The 17,909-nt window shown below is 54.9% G+C and carries 19 protein-coding genes; 13 read left to right on the forward strand and 6 right to left on the reverse strand.

Annotated features, from left to right (window positions below):
• Positions 1-55: 55 nt before the first annotated feature.
• Positions 56-397, reverse strand: a complete 342-nt coding sequence (locus tag PKO01S_RS06980) for a hypothetical protein (RefSeq protein ID WP_127530598.1) — start codon at positions 395-397, stop codon at positions 56-58.
• 126 nt (positions 398-523) lie between these two features.
• Complete coding sequence (locus PKO01S_RS06985; protein ID WP_127530599.1) at positions 524-721, reverse strand: hypothetical protein; 198 nt, start codon at positions 719-721, stop codon at positions 524-526.
• A gap of 159 nt (positions 722-880) precedes the next feature.
• Between PKO01S_RS06985 and PKO01S_RS06990 the strand changes: the two genes are divergently transcribed.
• Both PKO01S_RS06990 and PKO01S_RS06995 read left to right on the forward strand, forming a co-directional pair.
• Complete coding sequence (locus PKO01S_RS06990) at positions 881-1,639, forward strand: GNAT family N-acetyltransferase (protein WP_164779519.1); 759 nt, start codon at positions 881-883, stop codon at positions 1,637-1,639.
• A gap of 65 nt (positions 1,640-1,704) precedes the next feature.
• Positions 1,705-1,935 (forward strand): PLDc N-terminal domain-containing protein, encoded by a 231-nt coding sequence (locus PKO01S_RS06995; RefSeq protein ID WP_164779520.1) that lies wholly within the window; start codon positions 1,705-1,707, stop codon positions 1,933-1,935.
• 88 nt (positions 1,936-2,023) lie between these two features.
• Here PKO01S_RS06995 and PKO01S_RS07000 read toward each other — a convergent pair whose 3' ends face one another.
• Positions 2,024-2,353 carry a DUF1904 family protein gene (locus tag PKO01S_RS07000; RefSeq protein ID WP_127530602.1) on the reverse strand — a complete coding sequence of 110 codons (330 nt, stop codon included), beginning with the start codon at positions 2,351-2,353 and terminating at the stop codon, positions 2,024-2,026.
• A gap of 59 nt (positions 2,354-2,412) precedes the next feature.
• Entirely contained in the window at positions 2,413-4,290 is a 1,878-nt protein-coding gene (locus tag PKO01S_RS07005; protein WP_246070477.1) for a prenyltransferase/squalene oxidase repeat-containing protein, read from the reverse strand.
• 282 nt (positions 4,291-4,572) lie between these two features.
• Between PKO01S_RS07005 and PKO01S_RS07010 the strand changes: the two genes are divergently transcribed.
• From PKO01S_RS07010 to PKO01S_RS07030, 5 genes are read left to right on the forward strand one after another with little or no spacing between them, the layout of a single operon-like run.
• Positions 4,573-5,154, forward strand: a complete 582-nt coding sequence (locus PKO01S_RS07010; RefSeq protein ID WP_307719824.1) for a MarR family winged helix-turn-helix transcriptional regulator — start codon at positions 4,573-4,575, stop codon at positions 5,152-5,154.
• 26 nt (positions 5,155-5,180) lie between these two features.
• A complete protein-coding gene (locus tag PKO01S_RS07015; RefSeq protein ID WP_127530603.1) occupies positions 5,181-6,626 on the forward strand; it encodes an aryl-sulfate sulfotransferase in 1,446 nt (481 codons plus the stop codon).
• 30 nt (positions 6,627-6,656) lie between these two features.
• Positions 6,657-7,706 carry an ABC transporter substrate-binding protein gene (locus PKO01S_RS07020; RefSeq protein WP_127530604.1) on the forward strand — a complete coding sequence of 350 codons (1,050 nt, stop codon included), beginning with the start codon at positions 6,657-6,659 and terminating at the stop codon, positions 7,704-7,706.
• A 13-nt stretch (positions 7,707-7,719) separates the two neighbouring features.
• A complete protein-coding gene (locus PKO01S_RS07025; protein WP_127530605.1) occupies positions 7,720-8,514 on the forward strand; it encodes an ABC transporter ATP-binding protein in 795 nt (264 codons plus the stop codon).
• Positions 8,515-8,531: 17 nt separating this feature from the next.
• Positions 8,532-9,308 (forward strand): ABC transporter permease, encoded by a 777-nt coding sequence (locus tag PKO01S_RS07030; protein ID WP_127530606.1) that lies wholly within the window; start codon positions 8,532-8,534, stop codon positions 9,306-9,308.
• Between the two features lie 85 nt (positions 9,309-9,393).
• On the opposite strand, the gene PKO01S_RS07035 is transcribed toward PKO01S_RS07030, so the two are convergent.
• The gene (locus PKO01S_RS07035) at positions 9,394-10,626 is read right to left on the reverse strand and encodes an aminopeptidase (RefSeq protein ID WP_127530607.1); all 1,233 of its coding nucleotides are present in this window, start codon (positions 10,624-10,626) and stop codon (positions 9,394-9,396) included.
• Between the two features lie 596 nt (positions 10,627-11,222).
• Between PKO01S_RS07035 and PKO01S_RS07040 the strand changes: the two genes are divergently transcribed.
• The 3 genes from PKO01S_RS07040 (at position 11,223) to PKO01S_RS07050 (ending at position 13,134) form a co-directional block, all read left to right on the forward strand.
• Positions 11,223-11,399, forward strand: coding sequence for a YjfB family protein (locus tag PKO01S_RS07040; protein WP_127530608.1), 177 nt, complete (start codon positions 11,223-11,225; stop codon positions 11,397-11,399).
• Positions 11,400-11,576: 177 nt separating this feature from the next.
• Positions 11,577-12,290 (forward strand): futalosine hydrolase, encoded by a 714-nt coding sequence (locus PKO01S_RS07045; protein WP_127530609.1) that lies wholly within the window; start codon positions 11,577-11,579, stop codon positions 12,288-12,290.
• Between the two features lie 10 nt (positions 12,291-12,300).
• Positions 12,301-13,134 (forward strand): 1,4-dihydroxy-6-naphthoate synthase, encoded by an 834-nt coding sequence (locus PKO01S_RS07050; RefSeq protein WP_127530682.1) that lies wholly within the window; start codon positions 12,301-12,303, stop codon positions 13,132-13,134.
• Positions 13,135-13,642: 508 nt separating this feature from the next.
• On the opposite strand, the gene PKO01S_RS07055 is transcribed toward PKO01S_RS07050, so the two are convergent.
• Positions 13,643-14,893, reverse strand: coding sequence for an S-layer homology domain-containing protein (locus PKO01S_RS07055; RefSeq protein WP_164779521.1), 1,251 nt, complete (start codon positions 14,891-14,893; stop codon positions 13,643-13,645).
• A gap of 335 nt (positions 14,894-15,228) precedes the next feature.
• Here PKO01S_RS07055 and PKO01S_RS07060 point away from each other — a divergent pair, with 335 nt between their 5' ends.
• From PKO01S_RS07060 to PKO01S_RS07070, 3 genes are read left to right on the forward strand one after another with little or no spacing between them, the layout of a single operon-like run.
• Positions 15,229-15,912, forward strand: coding sequence for a GntR family transcriptional regulator (locus PKO01S_RS07060; protein ID WP_127530611.1), 684 nt, complete (start codon positions 15,229-15,231; stop codon positions 15,910-15,912).
• A 33-nt stretch (positions 15,913-15,945) separates the two neighbouring features.
• Positions 15,946-17,031: a mannonate dehydratase gene (gene uxuA / locus PKO01S_RS07065; protein ID WP_127530612.1), complete on the forward strand. Its 1,086-nt coding sequence runs from the start codon at positions 15,946-15,948 to the stop codon at positions 17,029-17,031.
• A 1-nt stretch (position 17,032) separates the two neighbouring features.
• Positions 17,033-17,887 carry an SDR family oxidoreductase gene (locus tag PKO01S_RS07070; protein ID WP_127530613.1) on the forward strand — a complete coding sequence of 285 codons (855 nt, stop codon included), beginning with the start codon at positions 17,033-17,035 and terminating at the stop codon, positions 17,885-17,887.
• Positions 17,888-17,909: the final 22 nt, after the last annotated feature.

The following is a 17,909-nucleotide window of genomic DNA, read 5'->3' on the forward strand; positions in this document are numbered from 1 at the left end:
CAAAAACCGGGGAGCGGCTGCTCTCCGGTTTTTTATTGTGGCCTGTTGTATTCGGTTAAGATGATATACGGTGAGAAGCTACGACACGGGATTTCAATCCTTGAAGCTGCCGCTTCGAGAGAGGAAGCTTCTTCGTCTCCGTCGCATCGGCGCCGAGACAGACGCAGTCGTCGTTCATCGACAACACTTTCTTCAGATTCACGTAGCAGTCGGATGCCACCGCTGCAAACGTCCCTTCCTTCATAAGCGCTGCCAGTTGTTCACGGGTCATTGGTTTTTTTAGATTGTAGTTGACTCCGTGGAAGCTGACGAGTCCATGCCTGTTCACTTTAAAAAACAAAATGTCCCGTTCGACTTCAAAATCATAAAGGTTGTGTGTCTGATCCGCTACACGCATTCCCTCAAGCCCCCTCGTTGGAATTGTTGTTAGCGCTTTCATCGAATCTCATTATAGCATATGACTATCGCCTAGGGAATAGGTGGAGAGGGCTGTGTCCATAAAAAAAGGTGTGAAGCAAAAAGCTTACACACCCATTTTTCTGCGATGATTAGCAGGTTTTTGATTGTTCTGTGACTTCATCGACGTGATGCCGGACGCCTGATGGCCTTGCTGCTGTCCGCCCTTGCCTTGCTTCTTCTGTGCCAGAAGAGCCTTTGCTTTCTCCGCTTGTGACAGCGGCTTCTGTACGGCTTCCGCCGCTTGTTCATTATGTTCGCTCATGTATGGGGCAACTCCTTTGACTACGACGTTAATGTGAACGATAGCATGTCTTGGAAAGAAGGTCAAGGGGATCGAGAAAGTCATTCGAATGGGTTGAATAATTATTCATTATAATGTATAAATAATAAAGATCAAGTATTTCGAGCGAGGAGAATGACCATGCAGCTGATGGTGGAAGAAATGATGATGAACGCTTGGCCGGCGCTGCGTACGGTCGTCTATGACGGCTGGCTCGTCCAGTTCTCGGACGGTTATTCGAAGCGGGCGAATGCTGTATATCCGATGTATGGGGCCCAGCATAAGGCTGAGGAATCAGCGCGCAAAATTGCGGCGGTAGAGCGGATGTATGCGGATCAAGGCCAGGCGGCGATATTCAAGGTCACGGATGCGCCGGTACTGCTGAAGTTGGACGAACTGCTGTCGACGCATGGATACCGCAAGGATGGGCTTACAGCGATTATGACGCGGCAGCTTGACGTATCTCCAGAGCCAACACTTCAGACGGTTGAGATGAGCGTAAGGCCGACTCATCGCTGGCTGGCGAACTATGCTGCCATGGCTGGCGTGAGCGACACCGCGTCGAAGAATACGATGAAGCTTATTCTTGACCGCATTGTGCAGCCCGCTTGTTATTTTACATTATATGAAGGCGACCGTGACGTAGCGTGCGGTTCTGCCGTGCTCGACCGCGGCTATGTGGGGATCTATGAAGTAGCGACTGACCCGGCGTACCGCAATCAAGGCTACGGAGAACAGCTATTGCTGAACGTATTGAAATGGGCGAGACTCAATGGAGCTTCCCATGCCTATTTATCCGTTGTGGCGGACAACGCGCCGGCGGTGCGGTTGTATGAGAAAGTCGGGTTTACGGAGCAGTACCGCTATTGGTATCGAATGAAAGATGTCGTGTGCAAATAGAAACATTTTCCTGCAAAATGCGTATACCCCTTAAATCAACTTGGTGTGAAAGGGGCACAGCGTCAATGAATGATACTGGAGGAGCGGTCGCAACGGGGTTCGGGTTTATGGTCTTGCTGTTTTTGTTTATCGGGATCGCGTTGTTCGTTATTCATCTCATCACGATCGTCTGGACTTATCGGGATGCGGTCCGGCAAGGCCATGATCCGTTATATGCGCTCGTATTCGCAGGAATCATTTTCTTCTTCCCGATACTCGGGTTTATCGTCTATCTTCTAGTAAGAAAATCCAATTGAACCGTATGAACGAGAAGACCGAAGCGGCGAATAAGCTGCTTCGGTCTTTTGGCGGGGGTGAAACGGCAAACGGTGTGCACCGCGTTCATCAGCCAAGCGGCTTCCCGTCGATGTAGTAACTGTCTTCCCGGTAGGTGCGGAAGCCGATTTCAATGCCAGTCAGGCCAAGGCCGGACAGTTGCTGTGTAACCGCTGAAGCGAACCGGCTGCGCACGTCGTCACCGCGCTCGAACCATGCTACCTCTACGAACGGGAAGGAATGCGCTCCTTCTCCGCCGTAGACGGCCGTCGTCTGGAAGCAGTCCATCGTAAAATTGTCGGTGCCGCAGCTGCAAATTTCGGCAAGCTGGACAGCAAGCGGCTCCGCAATCTGGCGAAGGCTCTCAGGTTGAATTCCTCGGAATAACAAGTGCGGCATCGTATAGTCTCCCTTGATTGTTATTGTGCTTGTTCGGCACTATTGTACCATGCTGCCGATTATGAGCCGAATTTTCGCACTAATCGGGAGAGTGTGAGCAGCGGCCATATCCAATTGTTGCTCTCGTAATGGACATAGACCATGCCCGCTAAACCGGCACCGGTCGGATAGCTGCTGAGCCGCCTTGGGGCACTATCCAGCAGCCGGAGCAGCGCATCGGTTCCGCGCTCGAGTTCCTTCGTCGGTTTCGGCTGTGCCGCTATAAGCGCATCTAGTGCCCACGCCGTCTGTGAAAGCGTGCTGATGCCAAGCGGCACATAATGCCGCTGCTGGTCGCTGTAGCACGATTCACCCCAGCCGCCGTCGTTATTTTGGACCGAGAGCAACCAGTGTACTGCTTTCGTAATGGCGGCATGATCCGGCTTAACGCCGATTGCGGTTAAGCCTAGTACGGCGGCGCCTGTTCCGTGCGTATACGTAATGCCCCAGCGGCCGAACCAGCTGCCGTCTTTCTCCTGCTGGGACAGCACCCATTTCGCCGAATGATCGAGCCACTGCTGCGCCGTCGTCAAACCTAGAGCCCAGCCGAGATACTGCATCACCCTGCCGGTCAGATCTGGCGTCGACAAGTCGTTGACGATATCGGCAGCGCCGGCGAAGCCGAACAGGCCGGCTGGCAGCGGCTTGCCGTTACGCTCGAAGGCGGGCCAACCACCATCGTCATTCCGCATCGTCAACAGCCAGTTCAGCCCGCGTTCCCAGTTGTCGGCGGCGGCTTGAGTCGATCCCGGCGAAGAGGGGGCGTCCATCTGAAGTACGCGCATCGCGGCGTGCGTACTGTCGTTATCGGGATAGCGGGTGCTGACGTTCGAGAAGCCCCAACCGCCAGGCGCTACGCCCGGATTGCGGATCGTCCAATCGCCATAGCGGGTATGCTGCCGCTGGCGCAAGTAGCGGGCTGCCCGCTGCATCGGCTCGCTTGTGACGGGCATGCCAGATTCGTTCAGCGCATGTGCAAGCATGCCCGTGTCCCACACCGTCGGGGTTGCGATTTGAACCATGGAAGGATCGCCGCACAGCAGCGAGCGGATGCCGCGTACCGAAGCTGCGATAACCGGATCGGAAGGGGGATGTCCGACAGCGATGAGTGTGAGCATTAAAAAGGCGGAAGCGGTAGAGTAGGTCAGCAAAGTGCCGTCGGGCTCGATACGCTCCAGCAGAAAAGAGACGGCCTGCTCATACAGCTTGTCATCGTCCGGAATTAGAAGCCCTGCTACCGAACCGAACAAGCCGTTCAATACGGAGACGATCGGGGAGTCGTTCTCGAAGCGGCGGGAGCTGCCGAGAAATAAGGAGGACAGATCCGGCGTATGCGCCGTACGAAGCGAGAAACGTTTATTCGCCATTATAATGATCGGAATGAAATGGACGCGGGCATGGCCTGACATTAGAAATAGGCTTGGCAGCGGACCTGATCTGCTGAATAAGGCGCTTAGCGGAATACGAAGCGCTTGCGGCCATTCGGCTTGGCCTGCGGCGCATAACAGCGACTGTGTCAGCAAGGAACGCGACTTCGACAGCCCGCCCTGCGAGCGGATATATTGCTTGGCGGATACGATAATCGGATCGGCATCGTTGTACAGCCCGGAGATCAGCAGGGCGAGCACCGCCTCCGCCGTCGCATCCAGACTGCCCTCATGTTCGTCGGGGAACAGCTTCCATACGCCGCCCGGCTCTCTTCGCGAGACGATTCTCCGAGCAAGCTCTTGAATGAGCGTCTCATCGCGGATGTCCAGCAGCCGAATGACGGTAAGCGCGTAGCAGTCGCTCATCGTGCCGCAGTCGATGCACATCCGCCACGAGCCATCGGGCGATTGCATGGCGGTTAAATCCTTCGTCATCTGCTTGATACGATGATGAATGGCTTGCCAATCCATGGAACAGTCCTCCTCGTCCTTATACCCTATTCCTAATGTATATGCGGGCAGCTGAAATTTTATTTTAATTCCTAGTTGACAGGTAAGAATATCCGGTTTAATATAAGGACATCACAAACGATTCAACGCTCATCCTTTCACTGTCTATTGTTTCAATGCTAAGACAATGAACGGTGAACGAATATAACGGAATGCGCCGATTGGACTACCAAAGGCTCGCGTTCCATTCAACCTTATGACGTTACGGCGTCATGCAGGCTTGAATGGAACGGCGAGCCTTTTTTGTTTATTCGATTGAGCGGAAGGGAGCGAGCGGGTACGAAAGAGACATATGAGGAACTGGATTGGCTGTTTCGCAAAATGGTCCGGAAGTTCGTCAAGGAGCGGGACAAAATTACGGTTGAAGGCGTAGCGCTTCCTGGTCTCATGGTGCTTCACAAAATCGATTCGCAAGGCGAGCAGCGGCTAACCGATCTAGCGGAGGAGCTGGACTTCACTTCCGGAGCGATAACGGCACTATGCGACAAGCTGGAGGAGAGAGGCTATGCCGTCCGCGTCCGCAAGCAAGGCGACCGGCGTACCGTGTGGCTGAACATCACGCCTGACGGTCTGGCGATGCTTGAACGCAATGCGAACATCGGACCGCGGTCCATTGCAGCTTTATTCCATGGATTTTCCGACAGCGACCTTAAGCAGCAGAAACAAATCTATGAACGCATGATCAACAATTTGGAAGGCTTCTCCGAGACGATCCTGACGCTCGCGCAAGAAAATGCAGTGAAGAAGGAGCCGGCGGTTGTCATTGCGGGAGAGAAGCAGCAACGAAGCCGAACCCAAGAGCAGAACCGATGGGTTGGCTACTAAATCGAACTTATAAGGAGATATGAGATATGGGACATCCGACTATTTATCCGACGGGGACGACCGTCTACAACCCTGAGAAAGCATGGGGCGGCTATACGATTTTTCAGGCGGCTGATCAAGGCGCGCTGCTGATCGATATGAGCGGTAAGGAAGTGCATCTGTGGAAAGGACTTCGCGGCTTCCCGAACAAAATTTTGCCGGGCGGCTTCGTCATCGGCAGCACGAAGGAACGCGATCCGAAATACGGCTTCCAAGACGAGGCGAATCTTGTGCAAGTCGACTGGGACGGCAATATCGTCTGGAAGTTCGACCGTTACGAATTTATCGAGGACCCGGACAACGAGCCGCAGTGGATGGCGCGGGCGCATCATGACTACCAGCGCGCAGGCAATCCGGTAGGCTACTATGCGCCAGGACAGGAGCCCCGCACGAATGGTGGCAACACGCTTATTTTGGCACACAAAAACGTACATAAGCCCGAAATTTCGGATAAGCTGCTGCTGGACGATACGATCATCGAAGTGGACTGGGATGGCAACATCGTCTGGGAATGGGCGGTCAGCGACCACTTCCATGAGCTCGGCTTCGACGAGAACGCGAAGAACGTTCTGTTCCGCGATCCGAACAGCCGCTCGTTCGGCCATGATACCGGCGGCGACTGGATGCACATCAACTCGATGTCCGAGGTTGGTCCGAACAAGTTCTACGATGCCGGCGATGAGCGGTTCCATCCGGAGAACATTATCTGGGATGCCCGCGAATCGAACATTATCGCGATTATTGATAAGAAGACCGGCAACATCGTCTGGAAGCTCGGTCCCGACTATTCGTTGCCGGAAGTGAAGCATCTGGGCTGGATTATCGGCCAGCATCACGCGCACATCATCCCGAAAGGATTGCCGGGTGAAGGCAATCTGCTCGTATTCGACAACGGCGGATGGGCCGGCTATGGTGCGCCGAATCCGGCATCGCGGTATGGCCAGAAGAATGCAGTGCGCGACCACTCCCGCATTCTGGAGATTAATCCGGTAACGCTCGAGATTGAATGGCAGTATACGCCGACGGAAGCGGGCTTCCAAGCGCCGCTCGACTCGTACCGGTTCTACAGCCCGTACATCAGCTCCGCGCAGCGTCTGCCGAACGGCAACACGCTCATTACGGAAGGAGCCGATGGCCGCCTGTTCGAAGTAACAAGCGAGCATGAGCTGGTGTGGGAATATATCTCGCCTTACAAAAATAAACGGAACGCGAACATGGTCTACCGTTCGTACCGGGTGCCTTACGAGTGGATTCCGCAGCTCGATAAACCGGTCGAGAAGGCGATCAAGCCGCTCGATATCGCAAGCTTCCGCGTGCCGGGCGCAGCGGGTACGGGGGCGGATACGGTTGTGGAAATCGCCGGCGCGTTCTCCTATGAGGACGGGGCGCTGTGCGTAGCACGCACGGACGAGAACCCGAACGACAATTCGTGATTTTATTTTAACGCTTAGGGGTTGATAGCTATGTTGACACGGAATCGTAAATGGACGTTTGGTTTGCTGCTTGCAGCATTGCTCGTTGTAACGGCTATGTTGTCGGGCTGCGGCTCGAAGGACGGCAAGGAGGAGAGCGCTGCTGCATCAGGCGGCGCTCAGGAGGGGCAGGATCGAATCTCGGTCAAAATCGCAGATATTTTGACGAACCCGGTGTTCCGGGTGGCGAAGAGCAAAGGCTTCTTCGAGAAGTACGGCATCGATGCGGATCTGGTGACGTTCGCAACGCCTGCCGAGGGCATTAACTCGTTGTTCATCAAGCAGGTAGACGTTGCGTACGGCGCTGATTTTCCAATCCTGAACGCAGCGGGCAAGGGAGATTATTCGATCTTCGCGACGACAGGGACGGGGCTTAGCGATAAGAGTGCGGCAAATTGGAAGCTGTTCGTGGGCAAAGATGTCCAGCAGGCGTCCGATTTGAAGGGCAAGACGGTAAGCACGCTTCGCGGCACGTTTATCTCCTACCTGTGGGACGATTATTTATCGTCGAACGGACTGACATTGGATGATGTGAAGGTCGTGGGCCAAGGCGGTAACGACGAAGCGTATGTCGCGCTGAAGAAAGGCGAGATTGACGCGGTGTGGGTGTTGGGTGCGGCTATGACCGAGAAGTTCGCAGCCATTGAGGGCGTTCATGAGCTGACCGACATGTCGAAGACGAATGTGCGCACGGGCGGCGATCTGATCGTACCGACGACGCTTGTGAAGGAGCATCCGGCTGCACTGGCGAACTTCGTCCGCGCGCTGGAAGAATCGTCGCAATTCATTGCGTCGAATCCGGATGAAGTGGCCGACATTTTGTACAAAGAAGTGAAACAGCCGAAGGATGCGACGCTGAAGGATTTGCCGGCGCTTAATTGGTCGGTCGGCTTCTCGCAGGAAGCGTTCGACAGCCTGAACAAGCAGAAGCAGTATATGGTGGAGAACGGCATTATCGAGAAAGATTTTAATCTGGCGGACAAAATCGTGCTCGACGCCGTCAAGGAAGCGGTCCCAGACCGCGTCACGTACACGAAATAAGGAGGGGGACGCGATGTCTCAGACTGCACGCGCCGCGGCAAGCGGTACGAATGCCATTACGATCGAACGGCTGAACAAAAGCTACGCCGCGCCGGCGAAGAAGGGCGAAGTCCACTATATTATCCAGGACGTCGATTTAACGATTAAGGGCGGTGAGTTTTTCGTTCTGCTCGGACCGAGCGGCTGCGGCAAGTCGACGCTGCTCAACATGATCGCCGGCTTCGTCTCGAAGTCGGGAGGCAAGCTTCAGATCGGCAACGTCGATGTCGACAAGCCGGGAGCCGATCGCGCGGTCGTATTCCAGCAGGCTGATTCATCGCTGTTCCCTTGGCTGACGGTACGCCAGAACGTCGAGTTCGGGCTGAAGATGAAAGGGATGCCGAAAGCTCAGCGGGGCGTTGTCTCGGAGAAATATATTAAGATGGTCGGCTTGGCCGGCCATGAGCGCAAGTTCCCGAGGGAGCTGTCCGGCGGCATGAAGCAGCGGGTGCAGCTTGCGCGCGTGCTCGCGAACGATCCGGCGATTCTGCTCATGGATGAACCGTTCGGCGCATTGGATGCGATGACCCGGCGGACGATGCAGAAGGAACTGAGCAGCATTTGGCGGGAGACGGGCAAGACGGTCATCTTCGTGACGCATGATATTCAAGAAGCACTGCTGCTCGGACAACGGATCGGCATCATGTCGGCAGGTCCATCGTCCAACATTTCGCATATCTACGATGTGCCGTTCGCTTATCCGCGGGATATATCGTCTCAAGAGTTCCATGAGCTCGACCGGACGATTCAGGCGCACTTCGATCATTAAGCAGGAGGTATCCCGGTATGAACATTCTCAAATCCAAATGGGTGACGCTGCTCATCCTATGGGCGGCGGGTGCCGTCATCTGGCAGACTGCGGCACTGGCCTACGGACCGGAAATAATACCAGGTCCTGCCGATACGTTCCGAGGCGCCAAGGAGCTTCTAAGCGACGGATCGCTCGTCCGGTATATCGGTATCAGCTTCTACCGCGTATTCATCGGCTGGGCGCTCGGCAGCTTGATCGCCATTCCGATCGGGCTTATCATCGGCAAAGTATCGGCAATCCGGGTGTTCGCGGAGCCGTTCCTGAACTTTATCCGCTTCATCCCGCCGATCGCGTTCATTACGCTCTTCCTCGTCTGGTTCGGCATTGGCGAGCAGTCGAAAATCGCACTCATACTATACGCGACGCTGTTCATCGTCATTATGAATACGCTGACTGGCGTGCTAGCGGTCGAAGAGGACAAAATCCGTGCGGCAAGAAGCATGGGCGCTTCCGAGTGGCAAATTTTGCTTCATGTCGTGATTCCAGCGACGACGCCTTATATCTTCACGGGCATCCGACTTGCGATGGGCACGTCGTATATGGCGATTATCGGTGCCGAGATGATTGCGGCGAACGAAGGCGTCGGATTCCTCATCTGGAACTCCCGGTTGTTCTTCCGTACGGACTGGATCTTCGTCGGACTGATCAGCCTCGGCTTAATGGGCTTCGTCACTGACCGGCTCGTCGGCTTGCTTGGACGCAGACTGCTGTTCCGTTATGGCGTCATTAGCTCGGGACCGATTCGGAGATAGCAGGAAGGACTTCATACAAATGAAACAAAAAGCCCGGCCTCTCTGAACTGCTGCTGCAGTTCGGAGAGGCCGGGCTTTATTTTAATTAAAACGCCCAGTTGCCCTTGCGGAAGATCGGCTCGGTAGTGCCGTCCGCCAGAATGCCATCGATATCCATTTCGGGGGAGCCGATCATGAAGTCGACGTGCGTAATGCTGGAATTGACGCCGGCTGCGACGAGCTCTTCCGGCGACATTTTTTTGCCGCCTTCTACGTTGAATGCATACCCGCTTCCGATTGCGAGATGATTCGATGCGTTCTCGTCGAACAGCGTGTTGTAGAACAGAATGTTCGACTCGGAGATCGGCGAATGATGCGGGACGAGCGCGACTTCGCCGAGATAGTGCGAGCCCTCGTCCGTATTCACGAGCTGCTCGAGAATTTCGCCGCCTTGTTCTGCTTCGGTGTTCACGATCCGGCCGTTCTCGAACGTGATCTTGAATCCGTCAATAATATTGCCGCCGTAGCTGAGCGGTTTCGTGCTCGATACGTAACCATTTACTCCGTTGCGGTAAGGGACGGTGAACACTTCTTCCGTCGGCATGTTCGCCATGAACGGCACATCGTCCTTGTTCTCGCTGGCTGCGCCGACCCATAAATGCTTCTCTGGAAGCTCAATCGTCAAGTCGGTGCCAGGAGCGCGGTAATGCAGCTTCGCGTACCGTTTCTCGTTCAGAATGTGCACTTTCGCATGAAGGTTCTCGTTATGTGCAGTCCACGCTTGTACCGGATCAGGCGTGTTCAGGCGTACCGACTCAAAGATGGCATTCCACAGCTTGTCGACGGCCTCGTCGGCAGGCGCGTCCGGGAACACTTTCGCTGCCCATGCTTGCGATGCGGCGGCGACGACCGTCCAGCTGTTCTGGTCCGATTGTACGGCACGGCGGTAATATTGCAGCGCTTCTCCGGATGCTTTCTGGAAATTGCCGATTCGAGCCGGCGAGATGCCTTTGAGCAGGTCAGGACTCGAGGATACGACGGCGATGAACGCCGCCCCGCGGTCGACGAACGCGTTCCGTTTCAGCCGTTCGTACTCCGGATATTCGGTAAAGATGCGATCGGCCGCTTTCTCGTATTTGAGCCGGGAGGTCACATCGTCCGTCCATTCCATATGGACGTTGGCTGCGCCAACCTCATAGGCCTGGGCTGCAATTAGGCGGCCCAATTCCGCTTGGTCTATGGAGCAGGTTACGAATACCTCTTGTCCTTGCTGGACGTTCACGCCGACCTTGATGATCAACTCTGCGTATTGTTCTAGCTTCTGCGCTGGAATTGGCATTCGAATTCCTCCTCTTGAATTGAAATTGAAGTAAGCTTGTTGTCGTGTTGCTGCCGTATAATCTATTGTAACGCTAATGAGCGAAATAATCGAATTCAACGCGAGGGTGGCGCTAACGACACATTTTGTTGTGTTAGGGGTGATCAAGTTGCACTGGCGGAGCGCTAACGACACACTTTGTTACGCCATCGGCGCTCAGGTGTCCCCGGTATGGCGCTAACGACACATTTTGTTACGCTATCAGCGTTCAGGTGTCCCTGGTATGGCGCTAACGACACACTTTGTTACGCTATCAGCGTTCAGGTGTCCTCGGCGGAGCGCTAACGACACGTTTTGTTACGCTAACGGCGCTCAGGTGTCCCCGGTATGGCGCTAACGACACATTTTGTTACGCTATCAGCGTTCAGGTGTCCCCGGCGGAGCGCTAACGACACAATTTGTTACGCTAACGGCGCTCAGGTGTCCCTGGTATGGCGCTAACGACACACATTGTTACACTATCGGCGCTCAGTACTTTGTTATAGGGAGTCTTCTTGCGGGTTGCTCCTATCGAATGCAGCGCTTTCTGCCGATATGTTGGTTAAGGAGGTGACATCATGGATATTGGAGCATTGTCTATCGGAATGAATCAGGCAGGGCTTGGTCAAGCGGTAGGCATTCGGGTACTCAGCATGGTGAAGGATCAAGCGGAATCGAACGGCGCACAGTTGATCCAAATGATGCAGCAAGCGGCGCAGCCTCACCTCGGCAGCAAGCTTGATGTACGTGTATAAGATCACTTAGGACAGCGGGACGTTAGACGGGTTTCCAATCCGGCTGACGTCCCGTTGTCCTGTTCGGGCAGGAACGAATATAGATGCTTGAACTGCCCGTCAACTTGTAACGTCTTGTCGAGTCATGTAAACTCGATGATAGACAATTACAACATTAGCGGCAGGAGATGGAGAAGGATGAACGGCAGCGAAGTGAGCGGTAACCCTGCCTTTATTCAAGGAAACGGCACGTCGTCCAGGGGGAAAATATTAATTGTAACGGCGGTCGATGCCGAACGTGAAGCGGTGCTTCGCGGGTTGGGACCGACAGACGAGTATGACGTCATCGCCGGAGGCGTCGGACCGGCGGCCGCTGCGGCGAGCAGCGCGGCTGCACTTGCTGCCGCCGCTGGCGAGTATAAGCTTGTCGTCAGCGCCGGCATTGGCGGGGGATTTCCCGGACGGGCGGAAATCGGCGACATCGTTGTCTCGACCGGCATTGTCGCGGCTGATCTCGGTGCAGAGACGCCAGACGGCGCACGGTTCTTAAGCGTGGACGAGCTTGGCTTCGGCTCTGCGCGCGTCAATGTAGATGAAGCAGTGGCGTTCCGGCTCGTAGACGCGCTGCAAACGGCCGGCATGCGTGCCATAGCCGGCCAGGCATTGACGGTTTCGACGGCAACAGGTTCTGCGGAGCAGGCCGCCAGACTTGCCGCACGAGTGCCGAATGCGGCATCGGAAGGGATGGAAGGCTACGGCGTCGCGGTTGCCGCGAAGCTGGCAGGCGTTCCGGCGCTGGAGCTGCGCGCGATATCGAACGCAGTTGGGCCGCGTGACAAATCGGCTTGGCGGATTGGCGAAGCGCTCGCCAGCTTAACGAATGCTTGCAAACGATTGACGGAGGTGTTGTAACATCATGACTATGAACATCGCATTTTCACCTTGTCCGAACGACACATTCGTGTTCCACGCGCTGGCGCATGGAATCATTGAAGGTGCGCCGGAGCTGAACGTTACTTATGCGGACATTTATATTACGAATAAGTGGGCAGCGAAGGGCGAAGGTCCTGAGGTGCTCAAAATATCTTACGCGGCGCTGCCGTGGGTGTTGGACGAATATGCGCTGCTGCCTTGCGGCGGTGCGCTCGGACGCGGCTGCGGACCGCTCGTCCTGACGAAGGATGGCGGTGCAGAACCGGCAACGCTTGTCGGCAAACGGGTTGCAGTGCCGAGCGACCGCTCGACCGCGTACTTGCTGTTCCGCCTATGGGCGGCCCGCAATGTGGGCGGCGAACTCGACGTCGTCGTTATGCCGTTCCATGAGATTATGCCAGCAGTAAGAGACGGTAAGATCGACGCTGGACTTGTCATTCATGAGGCGAGATTCACGTATCCGTCCTATGGGCTGACGCTGATGCAAGATCTCGGCAGTTGGTGGGAGTCGGACACTGGTTTGCCGATTCCGCTAGGCGCCATTATCGCGAAGCGTTCGCTCGACCTCAAGTCGATCGCAGGCTGGATTCGAGCTTCCGTCGAATACGCATGGGCGCATCCGGAAGCGTCCCAAGACTATGTCATGTGCCATGCTCAGGAGATGTCGCCGGACGTGGCGAAGCAGCATATCGAGCTGTACGTGAACGAGTTTACGAGAGATTTGGGCGAAGACGGCTATGCGGCGATCCGGGCGTTGCTCGGTCGTGCTGCGGACGAGGGGCTTGTGCCTCGCATAGAGCCGGAGAAGTTGGAGTGGCGATAGCTGGAGCGGTTATAAAGGAAGACCGATTTTCGTACTCGCATAACAGTAGAAGGATCGAAGTGATAATGCGGCAGGCTATCGTTCCCTTCATTGCATAATGTACAATCCATTGAGTCGGTAGGCTCTCTCAACGGACGTTTCATTGTAATCTGTACAACGAAAAATGGTCTTCACCGCCGAATGGCCTCGTTTTAGCCGAAAATCTGCGTTTTCTCATTGTATGAAGTACAACGAGCCTAACTTTTAGAACAGAAAGTCCGGATTTCGTTGTACATTTTGCAATGAGGCTGATGTGTATAAGGATTAGGTAGGCTGCCTGTCTAAGAAAAGATGGCACGAAGATGTCGTACTGCCATCTCATTTAGGTTCGCGGGCACAGCCGCAATAAGCAACAAGCAACAAGAGCCATGCCTGCACCAGCAGGCGTGGCTCTTGTTGCTTGTTGTATGGAGGAAGGGGCCGATCAACGATCGGCTCTGTTTATGACACCTAAGGGCGCGAGGGAGAGCTAGCCCTTACTCGCCGCGACCGAGAAGACGACCGTCTTGGCGGTATTATCGACAAGCACGCTAACGTTATCCGTTCCGATCGTAATTTGTTTCGAAGCGAGCGGCCGGCCGGCTTCGACTTCGGCACAGACGGCTGCGAACCACTTGTTAAAGGCGAACGCATTGTAGCCGAACAACTGATTGGCGAACAGCGTGATCGCCTCGTTGTTCCGGGCTAGCGTTCCTTCGCGAAGCCGGACCGTTATCCCGTACGTATTGTAAGCGGGGTCGAGCCATATATCGGCTTCTTCGACTGCAGACGCTGAACTGCTGCTCTGCACCGCATTTTTCTCCGCGAGATCTTTGAATAGCCGCAATGTCGTGTTCACCACGTCGTAGTTGGTACCCCGCAGTTTTCCCGCTTGGAGCAACGAGTCGTAAGCATCCCACATCCTCTTGTCCGGGAACACGATGACCTTCTGGCCGCCGCCGGTCGTCGGGACGAGCCGCTGCAGCTTGTCCGCCGAAGGCGCTACCGGAATGCGGGCGCTAGGATCGGTTAGCCGGTTCAGAATAACGAGTGCCTCGGCCCGAGTCACGATCTCGCCGACGCCGAACCGCCCGTCCGGATAGCCCTGCATGATCCCCTTAACGAGCACCTCCGAGATGAAACGCTGCATCCGGTCTGATGCACTGGTCAAATCGCCGTAAGCCTGCGCCACAGAGCGGCTGAACGCTTCGTCCTCGAGATATTCCGTCTCCTGCAGCGTGTAGTACAGCACCTCCGCGACATTTTCCCGAGTCATGTTCGCCTGAAAGTCACTGTATCTGCTCCGATTGAGGAAATGAAGATCGCTCGCAACGTCGATATAAGGCTTCGCCCAATAGCCGGTCATGCTGGGCTTAAAGTCGTAATAGCGGTAATCCTGCGAAAGTACCGTCCGATTGTCCTCGCTTAATGAGCTCAGGAATGCCGATTTCCAGCTGCGGTTGCCATTAGGGAGCTGTTCCGAGTTGGACAAAATGAGCATTTTGACAAACTGATCGATCTTAACGGGATCGTTCGGCCGGAAGCTTCCGTCCGGGAATCCGTCCAGAATGCCTTTGGTTACCATCGATTCTATCGTCGCTTTGCCCCAATGCTTGCTAATATCATTAAACGCTACTGCTTGCGCCGCATGAGCAGATGGTATGAAAGAAGTGAATACGGGCCCAACACTGCTTGCCAGCAGCATGGCGCTAAGGGTGCCTATTGCGGTCCATCGTCTCATGTCGATCCTCCTGTTATTGTTCCTGATGAAATTCGACAACATTTAATAGATAACCACATTCTGGTGGGTTTGTGAATTGGACCTAATGACTAGGAGAAATTCTTCTTCTATCAGATAAAAAATGAGGCTTGGTGCCTTATCGCGTCCGGGCAATATTAGCTTGATATCGAAGTTACAAGTGCTGTTGGTCTTATGGCGAACGGGGCGAAGTCTTCGATTTCGATCTGCTTCATTCGAATTTTAACGAAAATCCAGCCGCAATCTTTTAACTACCATACAAGTATGGTAGTATAGCAATCAGAAACGAAAGAGCTGTAGCATGAGGAGGTGAACCATTGAATTTTACGTTAAAGCCCGTTCAGGCGGTATCGACTCGCGATGCGGTCTACGCCTCTCTGCGAGAGCTTATTCTGCAGTTGGAGCTTCCGCCAGGCACTGCGATTTCGGAGAAGGACATTGCGCTTAAGTTCAACGTCAGCCGCACGCCCGTGCGGGAAAGCTTTGTCCGTCTTGCGCAGGAAGGGCTGCTGGAAGTATATCCGCAGCGCGGAACGTTCGTCTCGTTGATCGATACGAATCTGGTTGAGGAAGCGCGGTTCATGAGGGAACAGCTGGAGGTGGCAGTCGTCAGGCTTGCTTGCGCCGAGTTTCCGGCCGAACAGCTTGCGGCGCTAGACGATAACATTGCACGCCAGCGTGCTTGCCTCGATGCGCATGACTATAAGCTGATGTTCGAGCTGGACGAGTTGTTCCACCGGACAATCTTCGAAGGCTGCAAGAAGAGCAATACATGGGCCGTTCTCGGCGGTATTATTGCTCATCTGAACAGAAGCCGCGTGCTTCGGCTGGCAGCGGATCATCAATGGGGTCATCTATACGAGCAGCACCGGGGCATCGTCGAAGCGATTCGCACGCGCGACGCGGAATCAGCCGCCAAGCTGATGACGGAACATATGCACTTATCGGTTGCTGATCAGGCGCTGCTCAAGGAGAAGTACCCGGATTATTTTAAAGCATAATTATACTTACCTATTTTGGAGGCGAATTTTCGTATGAAAATGGTATTCCGATGGTTCGGCGAAGGCAACGACACCGTCTCGCTCGATCAAATCCGGCAAATTCCAGGCGTTGAAGGTATCGTATGGTCGCTGCATGACGTGCCTGCGGGCGAAGAGTGGCCAATGGACAAAATTATGGCGGTCAAGGAGCAAGCCGACCGTGCCGGACTTCACTTGAAGGTCGTTGAAAGCGTCAACATCCATGAAGACATCAAGCTCGGATTGCCTTCGCGCGATCTGTATATCGATAACTACAAGAAGACGATTGCCAAGCTCGCTCAAGTTGGCGTCAAGGTCATTTGCTATAACTTCATGCCGGTATTCGACTGGCTGCGTACGGATCTGCACAAGGAGCTGGAAGACGGTTCGACTGCACTGTTCTATGAGAAGAGCAAAATCGCGGATATCGACCCGTTCGATCTCGTGAAGGAGATCAACAAAAACTCCAAGCTGACGATGCCTGGCTGGGAGCCGGAGCGTCTCGCGCATCTCACGAAGCTGTTCGAAGCCTATAAAGGCGTGTCGCAAGAAGATCTGTGGGCGAACTGCAAATATTTCTTGGATGAGATCATTCCGGTCGCGGCTCAGCACGATATCAAAATGGCCATTCATCCGGACGATCCGCCATGGCCGATCTTCGGTCTGCCGCGCATCATTACGGGGCAAGACAACATTCGCCGTTTCCTCTCGCTGCATGACAGCCCTTATAACGGCATTACGCTGTGCAGCGGCTCGATGGGCGCGAATCCGGAGAACGACATCGTGTCGATGGTTCACGAGTTCATTGACCGTATTCCGTTCACGCATATCCGCAACGTCCGCGTATACGAGAACGGCGACTTCATCGAGACGTCGCACCGGACGCAGGACGGTACGGTTGATATCGCCGGCATCGTACAAGCATACGCAGAAGAAGGTTTCGAAGGCTTCGCGCGTCCAGACCACGGCCGCCATATTTGGGACGAGCAATGCCGCCCAGGCTACGGCCTGTACGACCGCGCGCTCGGCATTATGTATCTGTGGGGCGTATGGGACAGCCACCGCAGAACGGTTGAAGCAGCGAAAGGATCGGTGAAATAAGATGGCAACGGCGAACTTATTCCCTGCAATCGAAGGCAAAGTCGTCGTCGTAACGGGCGGCGCAGGCGTATTGTGCCGTGTCATGGCGAAAGAATTGGCGCGTCAAGGCGCGCGCATCGCGATTCTGAACCGGACGCTGTCCAAAGGCGAGGAAGTCGTAGCTGAAATCCGTGAAGCAGGCGGAAAGGCTGTAGCGATTTCCTGTGACGTAACGGATGCAGACAGTGTACAGCGCGCAGCGGACGAAGTGCTTGCGAAGCTCGGTCCGTGCGACATTCTGATCAACGGCGCAGGCGGCAACCACCCGAGCGCGAACACGACGAACGAGACGTTCTCCGCTGAAGATATGGCGAATCCGGACGTAACTTCGTTCTTCGACCTTAGCATTCAAGGCTTCCGCAACGTACTCGATCTGAACTTTGTCGGCACGCTGATCCCGACGCAGGCGTTCGCGAAGCAAATGCTGGGCCGCGAGGGCGTATCGGTCATCAACGTATCGTCGATGAGCGCTCCGTCGCCAATGACGAAAGTTCCAGCCTACAGCGCTGCGAAAGCGGCGATCGAGAACTTCAACCAATGGCTTGCGGTCCACCTTGCAGAGGCAGGCATCCGCGTCAATGCGATTGCGCCGGGCTTCTTCGTGACGGAGCAGAACCACAAGCTGCTGAAGAACGAGGATGGCTCTTTGACGCCGCGTTCGCACAAAATTATTTCGCATACGCCGATGCGTCGCTTCGGCAAGCCGGAAGATCTGATCGGCGCGCTGCTCTGGCTGTGCGACGAGACGATGTCCGGCTTCGTGACCGGCATCGTCGTGCCGGTCGACGGCGGCTTCCTGGCTTACTCGGGCGTGTAATCCAATCTTGATATTAAATGGA

Origin of the sequence: Paenibacillus kobensis NBRC 15729 (assembly GCF_004000825.1) — a bacterium.
GTDB classification, from domain to species: Bacteria; Bacillota; Bacilli; order Paenibacillales; family Paenibacillaceae; genus Paenibacillus_T; species Paenibacillus_T kobensis.